The 18490-nt window shown below is 66.0% G+C and carries 11 protein-coding genes; 2 read left to right on the forward strand and 9 right to left on the reverse strand.

All coding sequences use genetic code 11. From position 1 onward, the window contains the following. Nucleotides 1-704: 704 nt before the first annotated feature. Nucleotides 705-3665 (reverse strand): bifunctional [glutamine synthetase] adenylyltransferase/[glutamine synthetase]-adenylyl-L-tyrosine phosphorylase, encoded by a 2961-nt coding sequence (locus ACVILH_RS29055; protein WP_456715945.1) that lies wholly within the window; start codon nucleotides 3663-3665, stop codon nucleotides 705-707. Next, the gene (locus ACVILH_RS29060) at nucleotides 3662-5122 is read right to left on the reverse strand and encodes an ATP-binding protein (protein WP_456715946.1); all 1461 of its coding nucleotides are present in this window, start codon (nucleotides 5120-5122) and stop codon (nucleotides 3662-3664) included. Before ACVILH_RS29060 ends, ACVILH_RS29055 begins: the two co-directional genes overlap by 4 nt. A 202-nt stretch (nucleotides 5123-5324) precedes the next feature. On the opposite strand from ACVILH_RS29060, the gene ACVILH_RS29065 reads away from it, so the two are divergent. After that, a complete protein-coding gene (locus ACVILH_RS29065; protein WP_456715947.1) occupies nucleotides 5325-5693 on the forward strand; it encodes a hypothetical protein in 369 nt (122 codons plus the stop codon). A gap of 52 nt (nucleotides 5694-5745) precedes the next feature. Here the strand turns inward: ACVILH_RS29065 and ACVILH_RS29070 are convergent, their stop codons facing one another. Both ACVILH_RS29070 and ACVILH_RS29075 read right to left on the reverse strand, forming a co-directional pair. Continuing rightward, on the reverse strand, nucleotides 5746-6426 hold the full coding sequence (locus tag ACVILH_RS29070) for a response regulator transcription factor (RefSeq protein ID WP_315726077.1): 681 nt from the start codon (nucleotides 6424-6426) through the stop codon (nucleotides 5746-5748). Nucleotides 6427-6690: 264 nt separating this feature from the next. Next, the gene (locus ACVILH_RS29075) at nucleotides 6691-8280 is read right to left on the reverse strand and encodes a Do family serine endopeptidase (RefSeq protein ID WP_456715948.1); all 1590 of its coding nucleotides are present in this window, start codon (nucleotides 8278-8280) and stop codon (nucleotides 6691-6693) included. 1340 nt (nucleotides 8281-9620) lie between these two features. Between ACVILH_RS29075 and ACVILH_RS29080 the strand changes: the two genes are divergently transcribed. Then, complete coding sequence (locus ACVILH_RS29080; RefSeq protein WP_456715949.1) at nucleotides 9621-10898, forward strand: AAA family ATPase; 1278 nt, start codon at nucleotides 9621-9623, stop codon at nucleotides 10896-10898. 358 nt (nucleotides 10899-11256) lie between these two features. Here the strand turns inward: ACVILH_RS29080 and ACVILH_RS29085 are convergent, their stop codons facing one another. The 5 genes from ACVILH_RS29085 to ccmE form a co-directional block, all read right to left on the reverse strand. Continuing rightward, nucleotides 11257-13266, reverse strand: a complete 2010-nt coding sequence (locus tag ACVILH_RS29085; protein WP_456715950.1) for a HAMP domain-containing methyl-accepting chemotaxis protein — start codon at nucleotides 13264-13266, stop codon at nucleotides 11257-11259. Nucleotides 13267-13828: 562 nt separating this feature from the next. After that, nucleotides 13829-15172, reverse strand: coding sequence for a methyl-accepting chemotaxis protein (locus ACVILH_RS29090; protein WP_456715951.1), 1344 nt, complete (start codon nucleotides 15170-15172; stop codon nucleotides 13829-13831). 324 nt (nucleotides 15173-15496) lie between these two features. Then, nucleotides 15497-15982 (reverse strand): cytochrome c-type biogenesis protein, encoded by a 486-nt coding sequence (locus ACVILH_RS29095; protein ID WP_456715952.1) that lies wholly within the window; start codon nucleotides 15980-15982, stop codon nucleotides 15497-15499. 5 nt (nucleotides 15983-15987) lie between these two features. After that, nucleotides 15988-17967: a heme lyase CcmF/NrfE family subunit gene (locus tag ACVILH_RS29100; protein WP_456715953.1), complete on the reverse strand. Its 1980-nt coding sequence runs from the start codon at nucleotides 17965-17967 to the stop codon at nucleotides 15988-15990. Then, the gene (ccmE, locus tag ACVILH_RS29105; RefSeq protein ID WP_456715954.1) at nucleotides 17964-18479 is read right to left on the reverse strand and encodes a cytochrome c maturation protein CcmE; all 516 of its coding nucleotides are present in this window, start codon (nucleotides 18477-18479) and stop codon (nucleotides 17964-17966) included. Before ccmE ends, ACVILH_RS29100 begins: the two co-directional genes overlap by 4 nt. Nucleotides 18480-18490 lie beyond the last annotated feature (11 nt).

Below are 18490 nucleotides of genomic sequence, written 5' to 3' on the forward strand. Positions count from 1 at the left end.
CAGGTTCGACGTTACGGGCGCAGGCGAGTTGATTCGGCCGACGAGCAGCGTGGTGCCCGCTGACGCGGCCCACGACCATCATCCTGGCATCGATATCTGCTGCGTCGAAAACATCAATTCGTCATCCCTCTCAACTACATCGCTCGTTTCAAGAGGAGAGGATCAAAATAATCATCTTCCGAAAATCAGCAAATCATGTTTATTCTCTTGCCGTTCCGGTCCGGATGAGGGGCGTACGCGTCGTCACGACACGTTGGGCCGGCAATGCGGTGGACGTGAGGGCATCAGCGCGCTTTTCAGTGCGGACGAATGATGCACTTGCGGACGTGAAGTCGCGTGGTCCTGACACCCCGAAGCTGGTGTCATCAGCGCAATGCGCGCAAGCGCATTGTCGCGGCACGGTGGCCAAAAAGCCGGTGCACCGAGGAGATCGCGTATAAGCGTTAAAACCATCGCGCAGGGAATGCCGGGTCGAATCGGCTGCACCTGTGGTGACTGCCGCCTGCTTATCTTGTTGCAGGCGGGCCATGGGTGAGGCCTTCACCCGGCATTCCCTGCGCCCTCATCATCGTTCGAGGGCGGACGCCTTCCGCATCCTCCGGGCGCGATCGCGCCGCGGATGCGTCGTCACACGTCCTGCTGTTTGACCGGTTGAAGATGATGGACGGAGCGCGCCGGAAGACGAACGCCTGCCGAAGCGGTCGTCAGCCTTCGAGCAGCGCCGTGAACACCCGCCGCACCTCGCTTTGCGTCTCGCGCACACGCGCCTCCAGGGCCGAAAAGTCCGGCGCGTCGCCGGCGCGCGCCAGCACGCGCAACAGATCCTCGCCGGCCTGGTCGGGCTTGAACTTGTCGCTGACGCACAGGCGCAGGATCTGCGTGAGGTCGTGATAGAGCCGTGCGGCCTGGCGCAGGATCACGGCCTCCGCGCGCGGCAACACGCCGAGCCGCTCGGCATTGTCGAGCACCGCGAGCGAGCTGACGTCGAGAATTTCCGGCGCGGTCGCGGCGTGAATGAGCTGCAGATACTGTGCGACGAAATCGATGTCGACCATGCCGCCGGCGGCGTGCTTGAGGTCCCACAGATCGGCCTCGCCCTTCTCGGCGGCGATCGCACGGCGCATGTCCGCGACATCGCGCGCGATGGCCTGGGCATCGCGGCTGCGGCGTAGCGCGGTCTGGATGATCTCCTCGATGCGCGCGCGGAACGCAGGCGAAGCCGAGATCACCCGCGCGCGGGTCAGCGCCATGTGCTCCCAGGTCCAGGCTTCCTGCTCCTGATAATGCGCGAAAGAGTCGATGTGCGAGGCGAGCGGGCCGGCGCGCCCGGAGGGACGCAGCCGCATGTCGATGTCGTAGAGCACGCCGTAATTGGTGCGCGAGGTGAAGGCCGAGATCAGCCGCTGCGTGAAACGGGCGAAGTAATGCGCGCCCTGCAGCGGCCGCTCGCCGTCAGAGTCGGGCGCGTCGGCATCGAAGTCATACAGCAAGATCAGGTCGAGGTCCGATGACGCGGTCATCTCGCGCGCGCCGAGCCGGCCCATGGCGATGATCGCCGTCTCCTGGCCCGCAATGCGGCCATGCTGCGCGGCGAAGCGATCTGTGACCAGGCCGTGCACCGTGTGCACGATGCCCTCGGCCACGTCGGCAAAGGCCGTGCCGGCCTGTTGCGCCGACACTGTGCCCGAGAGGATGCGCGTGCCGATCAGGAACAGGCTCTCCTGGCCGAACAGCCGGAGGCGGTCGAGAAACTCCTCGTAGGTCCCGGCGTCCTGCAGGGTCGCGGCAAGACGTGTCGACAGCTCGCGCTTGTCGGGGATGGCGCCGAAGAAGCGCGGATCAATCAGGCCATCCATGAGCCGCGGCTGCCGCGCCAGCATGTCGCCGAGCCGGGGGGCTGCGCCGAGCACGAGAGCCACGAGCGCGACGAGATCGCGGTTCTGGCCGAGCAAGGTGATGAGGCGGCCGCCGAGCTGCAATGCCTGCAGGAAGCGGTCGAACGCGACCACGGCGCGATCGGGCTCGTCGGCATGAGCGAGCCCGACGATCAGCGCCGGCAGGAACTCGTTGAACGCGGTGCGCGTCGCGTCCGTGCGGAACACGCGGTACTCTCCCGCGAGCCATTGCTGCAGCGTCTTGGCGACCATCACCGGATCGCGGAAGCCGAGGCCGGCGAGGTGCTCCATCAGACGCGGCTCGTCTGGACCGGCGCCGTAATTCACCGGCGGCAGGCTGACGGTGCCGGTCGGGTCCCCCTCGAACAGCCGCGCATAGTGGCCTTGGACGATGTTGAGGTGGAACAAGAGGTCGGTCGCAAAGCGCTCGCGGCTGTCATAGCCGAAGAAGCAGGCGAAGCGCGCGACGCCCTCGACATCGTCCGGCAGGCTGTGGATCTGCTCATCGGCGATCATCTGCAGCCGGTGCTCGACCCGGCGCAGGAATTCGTAGGCCGTGGTGAGCTCCTCACGCGCCTGCTCGGTGATCCACTTGCTGGCGGCGAGAATGTCGAGCGCCTGCAAGGTCGGCCGCACCCGCAGCTCGGGATGTCGGCCGCCGGCGATCAGCTGCTGGGTCTGGGCGAAGAACTCGATTTCGCGGATGCCGCCGCGGCCGACCTTGACGTTGTGGCCTTCGACCGCGATCTCGCTGTGGCCGCGATAGACCTGCATCTGGCGCTTCATGTCATGGACATCGGTCAGCGCCTGGAAATCGAGATGCTTGCGCCAGACGAACGGCGACAGCTCTGCCAGCATCGCCTCGCCCGCAGCGACGTCACCGGCGCAGATGCGGGCCTTGATCATCGCGGCGCGTTCCCAGGTCCGGCCCTCGCGCTCATAGTAGTGCAGCGCCGCCTCGGTCGACATCGCCACCTGCGTCGAGGCAGGATCCGGCCGCAGCCGGAGGTCGACGCGGAACACATAGCCATCCGCGGTGCGACTTTGCAGTAGCCGCGCCATGGCTTGCGTAACCCGGACGAAGAACGGCTGCGGCTCGATGTCGCGCGCGAGCGAGGTGGCGTCGGGATCGAAGAACACGATGAGATCGATGTCGCTGGAATAGTTCAGCTCGCCCGCGCCCATCTTGCCCATCGCGAGCACGAACAGCCCGCTGCCCTGCTCCGGCTGCGCGGCATCGGGCGGCGAGAGACGGCCGCGCGCAGCCTCCTGCCGCAACAGATAGCGCAGCGCCATCTGCACCGAGGACACCGCCACGTCGGTCAGCCCCGCCGTCACCTGCATCACAGGCCAGACGCCGCCGATGTCGCACAGTGCGATCAGCAGGGCCGCCTCCGCCTTCAGCTGTCGCAGCAGCCGCATGACATCGGCTTCGCTGGCTGCGGCGAACACCTCACGGCCGGTGCGCGCGATCAGCTCGGCGAGATGAGCCTGCGGCTCGCAGCGCAAGAGGCGCTCCAGGCGATGCGCGTCGTCGCGGACGAGGTCGTAGAGATAGGGCGAGCATTCGGCGATGCCGAGCAGGATCGTGCGCGCCCAGCCGTCTGCGAGCAGCGCGCCGAGGGAGGCGGCCTGGGCGGGCTCGAGCTCGGCGAGCCAGTCTTGCAGACGGTGTTCGGCTTTATCGGGCGCACGGACATGCGGGCCGGCTACGAAACGCCCGGCCAGACTGCTTTGCCCGTCCGCGTTTCCCGGCGCGGAGGAGGTCATGCCGCCTTCTGTGGCACATCCTGCGTCGGCGCCGCAAGCTTCGCGGGCACGCCTGCGCCGGCCGGCAGCACGAGCGTCGCGATCAGCCCCGGTTTGGCATCGCCGAGCCGGAGCTCGCCGCCATGCAAGGTCGCCACCGCGGAGGCGAGACTGAGGCCGAGGCCGGAACCCGGCAAGGTGCGGCTCGCCTCCAGCCGCACGAAGCGTTCGACGGCGTGCTTGCGCTCGGCTTCGGGAATGCCCTCGCCATGATCGGTGACGCTGAGCAGCACCTGGCCGCCCTCGCGCCGCGCCTCGATCAGGATCTCGCGGCTCGCCGCCGCCGCCTGGGCATCGAGCGGCAGCGCGGCCGGCTTGCCATATTTGATCGCGTTCTCGACGAGATTGGCGAGCGCCTGGCTGATCAGCTCGCGATTGCCATGCACCGGCGCCGCCGCGGCGTTGACGCGCAGGGTCATCTCATTGTCCTCGGCGAGCGGCTCATACAGCTCGTGGATGCCGCCGGCGACCTCGGCCGCATCGAACTCCACCATATCGCCGCGCGCCTGGCCCGACTCCGCCCGCGCGATCATCAGGAGCGCATTGAAGGTGCGAATGAGGCCATCGGATTCCTCGATCGTCCGCTCCAGCGCGCCGCGATACTCCTCCTCCGAGCGCGACTTCGACAGCGCCTCCTCGGCGCGGTTGCGCAACCGCGTCAGCGGCGTCTTGAGATCATGCGCGATGTTGTCGGAGACCTCCTTGAGGCCGGTCATCAGCGCCTCGATGCGCTCCAGCATCGCATTGAGGTTCTCCGCCAGACGATCGAGCTCGTCGCCGCTGCGCCCGACCGGCAGACGGCCGGACAAATCGCCATCCATGATCCGCCGCGTCGTGCCGGTCATCGCGTCGATCCGGTGCAGCACGCGCCGCGCGACAAAAATGCCGCCGCCGATGCCGAGCACGACGACGACCAGCACCGACCATTGCGCCGCCTTGGCGACGATGCCGAACAGCCGCCGGCGCTCCTCGAGGTCGCGGCCGATCAGCAAGCGAAAGCCGCTCGACAGCTGCGTGACATAGACCAGCGCGCGGTGGTTCTGCTCGCTGGTGTCGTCGAGCCGTCGATAGAACGTCTCCGACCAGCCCGACGAGCCCATCACGCCCGGCGCGAGCGAGCCGACATTGCCGGCGATCGCCTGCCCGGTCGGCGTGGTGATCAGATAGAGATTGGCGCCGGGACGCAGCGCGCGGTTCTCGATGTTGAAGACCAGCCCGCGCAGGCCGCGATGCGAGAAGATGTCGGTCATCTCGCTGATCTCGGCGGTGACCGTGGTCGAGATCTGCTCGGTGATGAGGCGGCGGGTGTTCCAGGCGAAATAGCCGAGCAGCGAGGCGGCAAACAGCGCAAACAACAACAGATAGACCAGCGTCAGCCGGAACGCCGTGGTGCGGATCAGCTTACCGAAGGCCGTCACGGAGACGTCCTCGCAGGACCGCCTGTGTCACTCTCTATCTCAAGGTGCATAGCGAGACTCACGAACGTTTGAAGTGCCGAACGCCGGTTTTGTGAACGGCCTCACCGACTGCGCTGAAATCAACGTCTACTGAGTTCACGTCCGGCGCAAACGTTGGACCTTCATTGTCGCAAACCATCATTTCAGAAGGGGAGAATTGAAAATGACGACCAAGATCGCCGACATCAACAATCAATCTGCGGCACCCGTCGCTTACGTCGGCAAGGACGGCAACACGTCCACGGGCTGGGCCGCGTGGGGCTTCGCTCCCAACGCCGACCAGGGCTTCGGCTGGGACGTCACGGCCAACTTCAAGGACCAGGCGCTCTTCACATCGGCCGGCGAGTGGTGGGTCTGGGATAACAACTGGACGATCTATTTCCAGAACGTGCAGACCGGACAGCAGGTCTCGGTGCCGGTGAGCGGCAGCGGCATCTTCTACATCCAAGTCACGGTCGACGCTGCCGGCATGGTCTCTGGCAAGCAGCTCAAGTCCGAGACGGCAGACGCCCAGCTCAAGCGCGCCAGCTGAAGCGCTCCGATCAGCAAGACTGGCGGCCGACCCCATGGTCGGTCGCCATGATCTAGCGAAGGCCGTCACGGATCATGTACCCCGCGCCGCGGATGGTGTGGAGCAAGGGCCGGTCAAAACCCTTGTCGATCTTGGAGCGCAGCCGCGAGATGTGGACGTCGATCACGTTGGTCTGCGGATCGAAGTGATAGTCCCAGACGTTCTCGAGCAGCATCGTGCGCGTCACCACCTGCCCCGCATGCTTCATCAGATATTCGAGCAGGCGAAACTCGCGCGGCTGCAGGGTCAGCTCGTCCTTGCCGCGCGCCACCCGGTGAGAAAGCCGGTCGAGCTCGAGATCGCCGACCTTGTAGGTCGTCTCCTCGGCCGGCCCGCCATGGCGGCGCGACAGCACCTCGACGCGGGCGAGCAGCTCGGCAAAGGCATAGGGCTTCGGCAGATAATCGTCGCCGCCGGCGCGCAGGCCCTTGATGCGGTCGTCGACCTGGCCGAGCGCGGACAGAATCAGAACCGGCGTGCGGTTGCCCTTGTCGCGCAGCGCGCCGATCAAGGACAGGCCGTCGCGCTTGGGCAGCATGCGATCGACCACCAGCACGTCGTAATCGCCGCTTTCGGCCATGGCGAGGCCCTCCTCGCCGTCGCTGGCGAGATCGGCGACGTGGCCGACTTCGCGGAACGCCTTGACCAGATAGTCGGCGGACTCGCGGTCGTCTTCGATGATCAGGAGGCGCATTGTGGAAGCAAGGGCGGCGGTCACGGTTCAATGTCCATCTACATGGCCCGGTTGCCGGTTCCGTGCAAGGCGGCGGGTGCCCGGGGTTGATCGACAGGAAAGTGGACGGCGAGGCTGGGGGACCTCACCGCCCGAGTTCCTTCCGACGGAGGGGGGCATTGTTCCTGACGGAAGGTGTGTGGGAGCGGGACTTTGAGCCCACTCCCAGGAAGAGCCGCCGACGCGGGGGCAACATGCCGGCGGCCTCCCATCTCGTGAACGCCTTTAGCCTTTCGCCAGCGGCACCGCGACGAAGCGCGACTGGCCGCCGCTCTTCACCCGCATCAGCACGCTGTTCTTGTTGTCCGACTTGGCCGCATTGATGGCCTCGCGCACGTCACCGGCCGAGGTCACCGACTTGCCGGCGACTTCGAGGATGACGTCGCCTTCCTTGAAGCCGCGATCGGCCGCGGCGCTCTTCGGATCGACCTGGGTCACGATGACGCCGTCCTTGCCGGCGCCGGCCACGCTGGACGCGGGCGCGACGGTCATGCCGAGCCTCGGCACGTCGGCGCCGCGGGTCGGGTTGGCGTTGTCGTTGTCTCCGCCGGTGTCGGCCTTGGCCTCGACGGTGTTCGGCAGCTTGCCGAGCGTCAGGTTGATGGTCTTCTCCTGGCCCTTCGACAGCACGTTGAGCTTCACAGCGGCGCCCGGCGCGATGCCGCCGATGGTGCGGGCGAGCTCACGCGCGTCCTTCACCGGCTCGCCATTCACCGCCGTGATGACGTCGCCGGACACGATGCCCGCCTTCGCCGCCGGGCCATTGGCCTGGGGCTCGGCGACCAGCGCGCCCTCGGCCTTCTTCATGCCGAGGCTGTCGGCGATGTCCTGCGTCACCGGCTGGATCTGCACGCCGATCCAGCCGCGGCTCACCGAGCCGTTGTCCTTGAGCTGCGCAATCACGCTCTTCACCGTCGAGGCGGGGATCGAGAACGCGATGCCGACGCTGCCGCCAGACGGCGAATAGATCGCGGTGTTCACACCGACGACGTTGCCGTCGACATCGAACGCCGGGCCACCCGAATTGCCCTTGTTCACGGGCGCGTCGATCTGGATGAAATCGTCATACGGGCCGTTGCCGATGTCGCGGCCGACCGCCGAGACGATGCCCGCGGTCACGGTGCCGCCGAGGCCGAAGGGATTGCCGACCGCCAGCACCCAATCGCCGATGCGCGGCTTGCCGTCCGCGAGCTTGGCGAACGGGAAGTTCGAGCCGCCCTCGACCTTGATCAGCGCGAGGTCGGTGCGCTGGTCGGTGCCGATCACCTTGGCGCTGTAGGTCTTGCCGTCGTCGGTCGTCACCTCGACCTTGTCGGCGCCGTCGACCACGTGATTGTTGGTCACCGCATAGCCGTCGGCGGAGATGAAGAAGCCGGAGCCCTGCCCCGTCACCGCGCGACCGCCACCGCGGCCGCCGCGACCCGGCATGCCGGGCATGCCGTTCTCACCACCGAAGCGGCGGAAGAAGCGCTCCATCGGCGAGCCCGGCTGGAACGGCGTGTCCTCGTCATTGTCGTTCTTGGCGACCTTCTCGGCGATGTTGACCTTGACCGAAATCACCGACGGCTTCACCCGCTCCACGATATCGGCAAAGCCGACCGGACGGGCAACCTTGCTGACCTCGTTGGCGACCTGCGCCTGCGCCGAGGTCGAGAACAGATCGAGCGGCGCGCCCTGCGGCGACAGGCCGTAGGCGGCTACGCCGAGGCCCGCGACGACGGAGGCCATCAGCGCGAATTTGCGCGCCGAGAGCAGCCCGCGGCGGGGCTTGCGATAGGATGGAAGCGAGGACAGGTCAGTCGGGTGGTCGGTCATACGGTTTTCTCCGCAAGTGATTTTGGTCAAGGTCTGAACATGTGTCCCGGGCAAGTCGCCCCGTTCGCAACGGAAGATGGGGCTTGCCGCCTTACGGCGTGCTGGCTGCGGCGTTAAACTTCTGTAATGGACGGACACACAGACTGCGGCAGAATGGCGCGGATGGTGGAACGCAGCCGAAAAGCCTTATGAGCCCAGGGACTTGCCAACGCCCCGTCCGCCCCGTAGCAGCCATCATTATGGCCGTTCCGACCAAAGTCGTGATCCCCTCCTAGGGCCGGTTAGCCGCAGGCGTAATCCGCCGCCTTTCCAACCGCCCGAGCCAGCCACCGCATCTGCCCGCTGCCCTGTCGCGCAAACCGCCCACCGCCGTCGTCCCGGACAAGCCGCGACGCGCAAAGCGCGGCACGGCGCCGATCCGGGACCCATACGCCGCAGCCGTCATGTGGGGCGAAAAAGCCAATGACCAGCCGAGCGTCAAACTTCTCCCTGGGGGTATGGGTCCGGCGTTCGCCGGGACGACACTGTGCTTCTTGAAATGCCACGCCGCCAACAAGCTCCGTCATTGCGAGCGAAGCGCGCTTTGCTCGCAATGACGCGCGAGGCAACATGCCGATCCACATTGTCAAACAGCGCCTGGAGAAACATCCCGACAAGTCGAGCCTCCACAGCCTCGCGACGCATCCCGCGCCCGAGTCATGCCCGACATCTCACCCTCAGCTAACAGAGGGCGCAGGGAAGGCCGGGAGCTTGCCGCCCCCATGGCCCCCGTGCGAACAAAAAGCACGGGGTAGGAACCACAGGTTCGGCTGAGACATCCCAGCCCTCCCTGCGCGATGGTTTTAACATTTATACGTGCTCTCCCCGGGGACCGGCTCATTGACCCCGTCGCCAGCGGATCATCACCACCGGCTTGACCTCGGCACCGGGAGGCCAGGACGACACGATTTCCTGTCCGCAAGGCGACCGTTCGTCGGCGAGGCGAAAACCCCGCGTGCAGCCACCCGCATCCATCGCATTCCGCAACCCGCGTCCGTGACGATCGCGATACGCTCCCTCAGCGGTACGGAACGAGGCTGAGGATAAGGGTGATTTGGGGTCGGAGGCAAGAGTATTTTTGATTTTCAGAATTTTGACGCATTTTTGGGAGGTGCGATTTTGAGGATCGCCAACTCCCATGCGATCGCATGTAGTTTTCGTGCTGTCTGCTTGTGATTCCAAGCGATTTCGTTCGCTTCGAGGCTCTCGCTTAGAGCGAGGCGGCTATAATCCCGGTCCCAGCGCGTGAGTCGCCTTTTGGTTAGCCTCTGGCGCTGAGATAAACCTGGGAGCCGAACGTAATGTCGCTCAACGGCATCAGCGACGAGCTACTAAAAGAAGTGCTCGCCGAACACCTGACACCTTCTAAGTCAATCCAAACGCCGGAACGGCTGTTCGGTCGGACCAAAAACCTTCGCACCATCGATCGGGCGCTGAGTTCTCCAGGGCGGCAGATCTTCATTCATGGAGATCGAGGCGTAGGCAAAACATCATTAGCGCTCACGGCAGCAAACCTTCACACCAGTAGCGAGCTAAAACCGATACATGTGATGTGCGGTGCACATAGCACCTTCGCCGAAGTTATCCAGTCGATTGGAGCCGCAACGGTTCCGGTGGAGCGAAGGCTTGGAGAGCGCGCAACAGGGGGCGGCTTGAACTTCAACCTACCGGGTGGAATCGGCGGAGTGGGCTTCACCCGGCCTACTGTTAGTGGTGGCTCTATAGAAGCGCCAAACTCGCTCAACGAGGCGTTGGACATCGTTCGCTATGTGGCGAAGATCTCTAAAGGCAAGCAGGTTGTGATCATCGATGAGATGGAGCGTATAAGCTCGGCGGATGAGCGAGAAAAGTTTGCAGAATTTATCAAGAATCTCCAGGAGATGCCGGATAACCTTCGTTTCATCTTCTGCGGAATTGGGCACGACCTGACGGAGCTTTTACAAGCGCATGCCTCCGCCGGTAGGATATTGGAGACGATCAAACTGGAGCGCTTGAACCATAGCGATCTATGGCAAATCATCACCGTTGTTGCTGACAAGCTGAAAGTAAGCATCCAGCGAGACGCGCTCATTCGGATAGGCCAGATCAGCGATGGCTTTCCGCACTACGTTCACTTGATCGGCGAGTCCCTTTTCTGGAGCATGTTCGACGATCCAGAACCTGTAACAGTATCTAACGCCTCTCACTTCAAGGCAGGGATCGAGGGCGCGCTTCAACGAACCGAGGCGATGTTAAGAGCGCAATATGAAAAAGCTACACGAAAGACGCGCAACACCGCGGACTATGAGGATGCACTATGGGCCCTTGCCGATAGCACGGCCGATAGCCGCCAGATCGCCCAGATCTATGAAAGTTCGTACACGTGGATTGTAGCCAAACGCGCCCGTGTGCGTTTGCCGCGTGATAGACTCAACCAACGTTACTTGGCTCTACGAAAGGACACGCACGGTCGTATCGTTGTTGGGTTCGGCTCCGGGTGGTACGCCTTTCGGGAGAATATCATGCGGGGCTATGTGCGGTTACGTGCGGTCCACGAGGGCATTGATCTCGGTCGGCACAATGCGACGACGGGTGATTAGAGCGTAGACTGGATGAACGCAGCGATATCCGGGATCATCGCTACAAGCTCTTGTGAACCCGGATGTCGCTGAGCTCATCCGGGCTACGGACCCGCCGACTCGAGCTGCGGTGCGTAGGGCGGCGGCTTAGCCGGAGGCGTAAGCCGCCGCTCTGTCTCGGACCGTGATGGCGGATTACGCTGCGCTAATCCGCCCTACTGGTTTGGCAGTTAGTTACTCCGTCATGCCCGGGCTTGTCCCGGGCATCCACGTCGTTCTCAGCATGCCGGGCGACGTGGATGGCCGGGACAAGCCCGGCCATGACGATGGGGAGATGGACGAGCGCACCACTGCGACCGTGAAATGCGAGAGCCCTGCCTCACGCCGCCTGCAACGATCCCAGGAACCGGCTCACCTCGCGCTTCAGCCTTCCGCTCTCCGCCGACAGCGACCTGGCCGCCGTCAGCACCTGGGCTGACGCCGATCCCGTTTCCGACGCCCCTCGCTGCACATCGTCGATGTTGCGCGAGACGCGCTGGGTGCCGTTGGCGGCGTGCTGGACGTTGCGGGAGATTTCCTGGGTGGCGGCGCCCTGCTCTTCCACCGCGGCGGAGACGGCGGCGGAGATTTCGGAGAGGCGGCCGATGGTTGAGCCGATCTCCTTGATCGAGCCGACCGACTCCTCGGTGGCGGCCTGGATGCCGGAGACCTGCTGGGCGATCTCGCCGGTGGCTTTCGCGGTCTGCTCGGCCAGCGCCTTGACCTCGGCGGCGACCACCGCGAAGCCGCGGCCGGCTTCGCCCGCGCGCGCGGCCTCGATGGTGGCGTTGAGCGCCAGCAAATTGGTCTGGCCGGCGATGCTACTGATCAGCTCGAGCACGTCGCCGATGCGCGCGGCCTGCTTCGACAGCGTGCCGACGCGCTCATTGGTGCGGTTGGCCTGCGCGACGGCTTCGCCGGCAATGCGCGCCGATTCCTGCACCTGGCGGGAGATCTCGCTCACTGACGAGGACAGCTCCTCGGCGGCGGAGGCCACCGTCTGCACGTTGGACGAGGCCTCCTGCGAGGCGGCGGCGACCTCGGTCGACAGGCCCTGCGCGCGCGAGGCCGTGCTGGTCAAGGTGCCGGCAGAGGCTTCGAGCTCACTGGAAGCCTGCGACACCGCGTCGATGATCTCGCCGACGGCCTGCTCGAACTGATGCGCGAGCCGGGCCATGTCGGCCTTGCGCTCGTGCTCGCGGCGCGCCTCGGCGTCGCTCTGCTCGGCGCGCAGGCGCTCGGTCTCGGCCATGTTGTCCTTGAACACCTGGATGGCGGTCGCCATCGCGCCGATCTCGTCACGGGCGCCGCGGCCGGGGATCTCGACGGCGACGTCGCCGCTCGCGAGCCGGCCCATCGCCCGCGTCATCGATGTGAGCGGGCCGACGATGCCGCGGGCGATCAGGAACGCAACGAGACAGCCGAACAGCACCGCGGCGGCGCCGACCTGCATCTGCAGTGAGATGGTGTGGCCGATCGCGCCTTCCGCAGTCGTGCGCGCGGCGTGATAGTCGGCATTGATGCTTGCTTCGGCGGCTTTGAGGGTCTCGATGCTCCGTGCGATCAGCGGCTCGATCGCGTTGGCGTAGACCTCCTCGGACTTCAAGGTCGCGGCCGCAGTGGCCTCGAACGCGTTCTTGTTGAGATCGAGCGAGGCCTTCACCGGCGCGATCGCCGCGAGCACGCTCGCGGGCGGCGAATTGCCTTCGAGGGTGGCGAGGCGCTGCTCGACATTGTCGACGCCGGCGCGGAAGGCGGAGGCGGCCTTGGCGTCGCGCAGCGCCAGGAAGCGCCAGGTCGCGATGCGCACCAGTTGCAGGCGGGTGTCGATGTCGGCGACGGCGGTCATCACCTCAGGTTCTTTGGAAATGCGCGCGGAGATCGAAAGCTTGGCGGTCTTGGCGGCCAGGTCCTCGCCGCCCGGCAGCAGCGCGGCGCGGCCGGTCTTGATCTGCCTGACGGCGTCCTGCAACTGATCGCGCAGGGTTCGCATCTGCGCGATGTCGGAGAGCAGATCGGCATAGGCCTTGCGGCGCTCGGCGGAGAGCGGGCCGTTGCCGGCGGCCTGCAGCAGCTCGGTCGCCGCCGTCTCGCGATCGGCGGCCTCCTTCAGCGCGGGCTCGTTGGCATCGTGGATGTAGCGCAAATTGGCGCGCTGGATCGCCTGGAGATGGTTGGAGATCTGGAGGATGCGCGCGGTCGCATCCGACAGCGCCGACATGCTCGCGACCTGGTCGCTCACGGCGCGCAGGTTCCACACGGCAACCGCCGCCATGACCATGCCCACCGCCACCAGCGCCGCGAAGCCGGCGTAGAGACGCCCCCTGATCTTCAACCCGAAGCTCATCATTCCCGTTGGCCCCTTCCCTTGTGCGGTCAGCGGACATCTCGTTCCGCGGCTCCGGCACAGCATCCGCCGCGCGCGGCGGCGACTCCTCCCAGCAGAGCGCATGCACGATGAGGGGTATTTGCTAATAGGCGGTTAGAGCGGCCGGTGAAGCTCCGCGACATCGTGATGTTGTCGAGCTACTTAGTTCCGATGAGTTGCGTGGCGCGCCACCGCAACTCGGGATGCCGGAATCGTCGGGCGGCTTGGGCCGCGGGCGTATGCCGGGGCGCGGCACATCGCTGTCCATTGTGAGGGAGTGGCGGATTACGCTGCGCTCATCCGCCCTACTCACTGCCCGTGTCGCGCGAGTGGCCGCCACAACCACCACTGTCGTCCCGGCCTCGAGCCGGGACCCATACGCCGCGGCGGTTATGGTGAGACACGATTGGGTCGGCATCTCGCCCGACAACATCTCCCTGGGGTTATGGGTCCCGGCTCAAGGCCGGGACGACAGCGGAGGACTGGGTGAGAACTGCGCGTCGTGGCGGAGGAATTCGGCTGGCTGAGCAGCCGTCCCCTGTCCTCAGCTCGCCTTCACGCTGACGATGAACGCGTCGACCTCGCGCTTCAGGGTCTCGGCCTGTTGCGACAGATCGCCGGCGGCGTCGCGGGCGTCGGTGGCGAGGCGGCCGGTTTCGGCTGAGGTGGAGGTGATCTGGGCGATGTGGTTGGAGACGTCGAGCGTGCCCCGGGCGGCTTCCTGGACGCTCTTGGAGATGTCCTGGGTGGCGTTGCGCTGCTGCGAAGTGTCGACCTCGATGCCCGACATGATGGCGCTGATCTCGGACAGCGTCGTCGAGATGCCGTCGATGGCGCCGCGGGTCTCGGCGGTGATGCCCTGGATGCTGGCGACATGCGCCGAGATCTCGTCGGTCGCCTTGCTGGTCTGGTCGGCGAGGTTCTTCACCTCGGACGCCACGACCGAGAAGCCCTTGCCGGCCTCGCCGGCGCGCGCGGCCTCGATGGTGGCGTTGAGCGCGAGCAGATTGGTCTGGGCTGCGATCGCCTGCACAAGCTGCACGACGGTGCCGATCTTCTCGGCGGCGTCCGACAGCGAATGGATGGTGTTCTTGCTCTTCTCGGCCTGCGACGCGGCGCCCTCGGCGCGCTGGGTGGCATCGGAGACGCGGCGGCTGATGGTGCCGATCGAAGACGTCATCTCCTCGGCCGAGCCGGCCACCGTCTGCACGCTGCGATTGGCGTGGGCGGCGGCGGCCTCCACCGCATTCGCCTTCGCCGAGGTGTCGTTGGCGGCGCGCGACAGGGTCTCGGCATTGCTCTTCAGGCGGACGGCCGAGGAGGCCACGCTGCTGACGACGCTGGCGACCAGCTCGTTGAAGGAGTGGATGCGGCCGTCGAGGAAGCGCGAGCGCTCGCCCTGGCGCTGCGCCTCCTGCAATTCGCGCTCGGTGAGACGCTGGCGCTCGATGCCGTTGGTCTTGAACACCTCCAGCGCGCCGGCGAGTTGGCCGATCTCGTTAGTGAGGCCAAGGCCCGGGATGCGGGTGTCGTATTTCTGGCCGGCGACGTCGCGCATGGCCGCGACCATCGCGGCGAGCGGACGCAGGATGCCGTTCTGCACGGCGGCATAGGTCATCAGGCAGACGGCGCTGGCGAACACCGCGATGGCGACGCAGGCGGTGATGAAATAGGAGAACGCCGACTGCGCCTGCTGATAGGTCAGCATCGCATGATCACGCGCCGGGCCGCTGAGGGTCGCAAAGTCCTGCGACAGGCTGGTGATCTGGTTGTTGAGATAGAGCACCGCAATGAAGCCGGTGCCGCCGCCGATCGCCAGCAGCATCAGGAGCGAGGCCACGACGCCTCCCACGAGGAAGCGGATCGTCAGATTGCTGTTGGAGAACATTGGCTTTGCCCGGACACGTCAGACGGAATGTCAACGCACATTTCCAGACAATGGTAAAATAAGATGAAAGCCGGCGGCCGGGCGGAGCACGGGGGTGCGGGGGTTTTGTGGCGGCGATGGCGGTGCGCTCCCTCTCCCCGTCCTTCACGGGGAGAGGGTTGGGGTGAGGGGCAGCCACGCACACCGACCGTGCGGAGAGTCCCCCTCACCCGGATTGCATCTGCGATGCAATCCGACCTCTCCCCGCCTTAGCGAAGCTACGCTTCGCCCTGGCGGGGCGAGGTGCAGCGAGCGAGCCGCAACACCTATGACCTAACCAAAGACTTATACCGGCGGCTGCTGCTCCGCCGCCATCAGCGCGGCAAGGCGCGCCTCCTCCTCCGCCGTCAGCTTCGGCACAGCCTCCGCACCGCGCTGGCCGCGGCGGCGGACCTGGAGCCACAGCGCCAGCCCGCCGCCGAGCAGCAGCACCGGCGGCAGCAGCCAGAGCAGCAGCGTCTGGCGCTCGAAGCGCGGCTTGAGCAGCACGAACTGGCCGTAGCGGGCGACCAGGAAATCGAGCACCTGATTGTCACTGTCACCGGCGGCCAGGCGCTCGCGCACCAGGAGGCGCAGGTCGCGCGCCAAGGGGGCGTCGGAATCGTCGATCGACTGGTTCTGGCAGACCATGCAGCGCAGCTCGCGCGACAGCGCGCGGGCGCGCTGCTCCTTGGCGGTGTCGGACATGACCTCGTCGGGCTGCACGGCATGTGCTGCTGGCGCAGCGAGTAGCAGCAACAGGAGCGCGAGCGAACTGAGAATGCGTCGCATCCGCCCTACTCCGCCGGCTGCAGCGCGCGCGCCGCTCGCGCCGGGCGCGGAGCGCCGACGCGCAGGCGGCGATCGGACAACGACAGTAGTCCGCCGAACGCCATCAGCACCGGGCCGAACCAGATCAGCAGCACCAGCGGCTTGTGATAGATGCGCACCGCCAGCCCGCCATCGGCGGTGGTGTCGCCGAGCGAGACATAGAGTTGGCTGACTCCGCGCGTCAGCAGCGCAGCTTCCGTGGTCGACATGCCGCGCGTGGCGAAGCTGCGCTTGGAGGGCGTCATCACCGCGAGTTGCTTGCCGTCCTCGCTGATCACGAAGGTGCTGATCACCTCGGTGAAGTTCGGGCCCTGGCGCTGGGTCATGCCGTCGAACTTGATCTGATAGCCGGCGAGGTTGCGCATGTCGCCGGGGCGGAGCGTCGAGATCAGCTCGCTGTTCCAGGTGGTCTCGCAGACGATGCCGAGCAGCGCGACACCGAGGCCGGCATGCGCGAAGGCCGTGCCCCATACCGAGCGCGGCAGGCCGCGCGTCCGATGCAGCGCTGTCTTGAACGGAACACGGGTGATGCCGCTGCGCTCGACCAGATCAACGATGGCGCCTGTGATCACGAATACGCCGAGGCCGATGCCAACAGGCGCCAGCGCGCTGCCGCCGCGCGCCCAGGCCCAGGCGATGGCGATCGCGGCCAGCGAGGCGACGCCGGCGGCGAGCAGACGCTGCGTCGCCGCCAGGAGATCACCGCGCTTCCACGCCAGCATCGGGCCGAACGGCACCATCAGCAGCAAGAGCGCGAACAAGGGGCCGAAGGTGAGATTGTAGAACGGCGCGCCGACCGAGAGCTTGAAGTCGAGCGCTTCCATGATGACGGGATAGAGCGTGCCGAACAGCACGGTGGCGCAGGACACGGTGAGCAGCAGATTATTGAGCACCAGCGCGCCCTCGCGCGAGATCGGCGCGAACAGCCCGCCCTGCTTCAGCGACGTGGCGCGACCGGCGAACAGCGTCAGGCTGCCGCCGATGAACAGCACGAGGATGCCGAGGATGAACACGCCGCGGGTCGGATCGCTGGCGAAGGCATGCACCGAGGTGATGACGCCGGAGCGCACCAGGAAGGTGCCGAGCAAGGACAGCGAGAAGGTCAGGATCGAGAGCAGGATGGTCCAGACCTTGAGCGCGTTGCGCTTCTCCATCACCAGCGCGGAATGCAGCAGCGCGGTGCCGGCGAGCCAGGGCATCAGCGAGGCGTTCTCCACGGGGTCCCAGAACCACCAGCCGCCCCAGCCGAGCTCGTAGTAAGCCCAGTACGAGCCCATGGCGATGCCGAGCGTCAGGAAGATCCAGGCCATCAGGGTCCACGGCCGCACCCAGCGCGCCCAGGCCGCATCGATGCGACCCTCGATCAGGGCGGCGATCGCAAACGAGAACGAGATCGAGAAGCCGACATAGCCGAGATAGAGCATCGGCGGATGCACGGCGAGGCCGATGTCCTGCAGCACCGGATTGAGGTCGCGGCCCTCGATCGGCGGCGTGGCGAGGCGGGCAAAGGGATTCGAAGTGGTCAGGATGAACAGATAGAACGCGCTCGCGACCCAGGCCTGAACGGAAAGCACGCGGGCACGAAGCGACAGCGGCAGATTGTTGCCAAAGGCCGCGACCATGGCGCCGAACAGCGCCAGGATCGACACCCACAGCAGCATCGAGCCTTCGTGGTTGCCCCACACGCCGGTGATCTTGTAGAGCAGCGGCTTCATCGAGTGCGAGTTCTCGAACACGTTGGCGACGGAGAAGTCCGAGGTCACGTGCAGGGTGATCAGCGCGATGAAGGAGAGGCCGGCGAACAGCAATTGCGCCAGCGCGGCGGAGCGGCCGACATTCATCAGCGCGACGTCGCGTTGATGCGCGCCGAGCATCGGCACCGTGGACTGGATCAGCGCCAGCGCGAGCGCCAGCACCAGGGCATAATGTCCGCTCTCTGCAATCACTGCGTCGCTCCTGCGGCCGTCTTCTCACCCTCGCGCATCGACACCGGGCCCGGTTTGGCTGCGCCCTGCGGCTTGCCGTAATCGTCCTTCCAATGGCCTTGTTTCTTCAGACTGTCGGCGACTTCCTTCGGCATGTAGGTCTCGTCATGCTTGGCGAGCACGGTGTCGGCCTTGAACACGCCGGAGGCATCGAGCGCGCCCTCGGCGACGACGCCCTGCCCTTCGCGGAACAGGTCCGGCAGGATGCCCTTGTAGGCGACCGGGAGTTTCGCCCCGCCATCGGCGACTTCGAAGGTGACCGCGAGATCGTCGCCGCGCTTCAGCGAGCCCGGCTGCACCAGGCCGCCGAGGCGGAAGCGCTTGCCCGGCGCGACGTGCTTCTCCGCGACCATGGTCGGCGTCGAGAAGAACACGATGGAGTCGCGCAGCGCGTTCAGCACCAGCCCGGCTGCGACCGCGAGCACGAACAGGGCCCCGCCGATGATCGTCAAACGCCTCTGCTTGCGTGTCATCCCACTATCCC

The organism is Bradyrhizobium sp. USDA 4353 (assembly GCF_054063215.1).

Excerpts from the sequence above, each read along its gene's own strand:
- ACVILH_RS29055 (WP_456715945.1), bottom strand. The coding sequence starts at position 3,665 with ATGACCTCCTCCGCGCCGGGAAACGCGGACGGGCAAAGCAGTCTGGCC.
- ACVILH_RS29065 (WP_456715947.1), top strand. The coding sequence starts at position 5,325 with ATGACGACCAAGATCGCCGACATCAACAATCAATCTGCGGCACCCGTC.
- ACVILH_RS29070 (WP_315726077.1), bottom strand. The coding sequence starts at position 6,426 with ATGCGCCTCCTGATCATCGAAGACGACCGCGAGTCCGCCGACTATCTG.
- ACVILH_RS29075 (WP_456715948.1), bottom strand. The coding sequence starts at position 8,280 with ATGACCGACCACCCGACTGACCTGTCCTCGCTTCCATCCTATCGCAAG.
- ACVILH_RS29080 (WP_456715949.1), top strand. The coding sequence starts at position 9,621 with ATGTCGCTCAACGGCATCAGCGACGAGCTACTAAAAGAAGTGCTCGCC.
- ACVILH_RS29085 (WP_456715950.1), bottom strand. The coding sequence starts at position 13,266 with ATGATGAGCTTCGGGTTGAAGATCAGGGGGCGTCTCTACGCCGGCTTC.
- ACVILH_RS29090 (WP_456715951.1), bottom strand. The coding sequence starts at position 15,172 with ATGTTCTCCAACAGCAATCTGACGATCCGCTTCCTCGTGGGAGGCGTC.
- ACVILH_RS29095 (WP_456715952.1), bottom strand. The coding sequence starts at position 15,982 with ATGCGACGCATTCTCAGTTCGCTCGCGCTCCTGTTGCTGCTACTCGCT.
- ccmE (WP_456715954.1), bottom strand. The coding sequence starts at position 18,479 with ATGACACGCAAGCAGAGGCGTTTGACGATCATCGGCGGGGCCCTGTTC.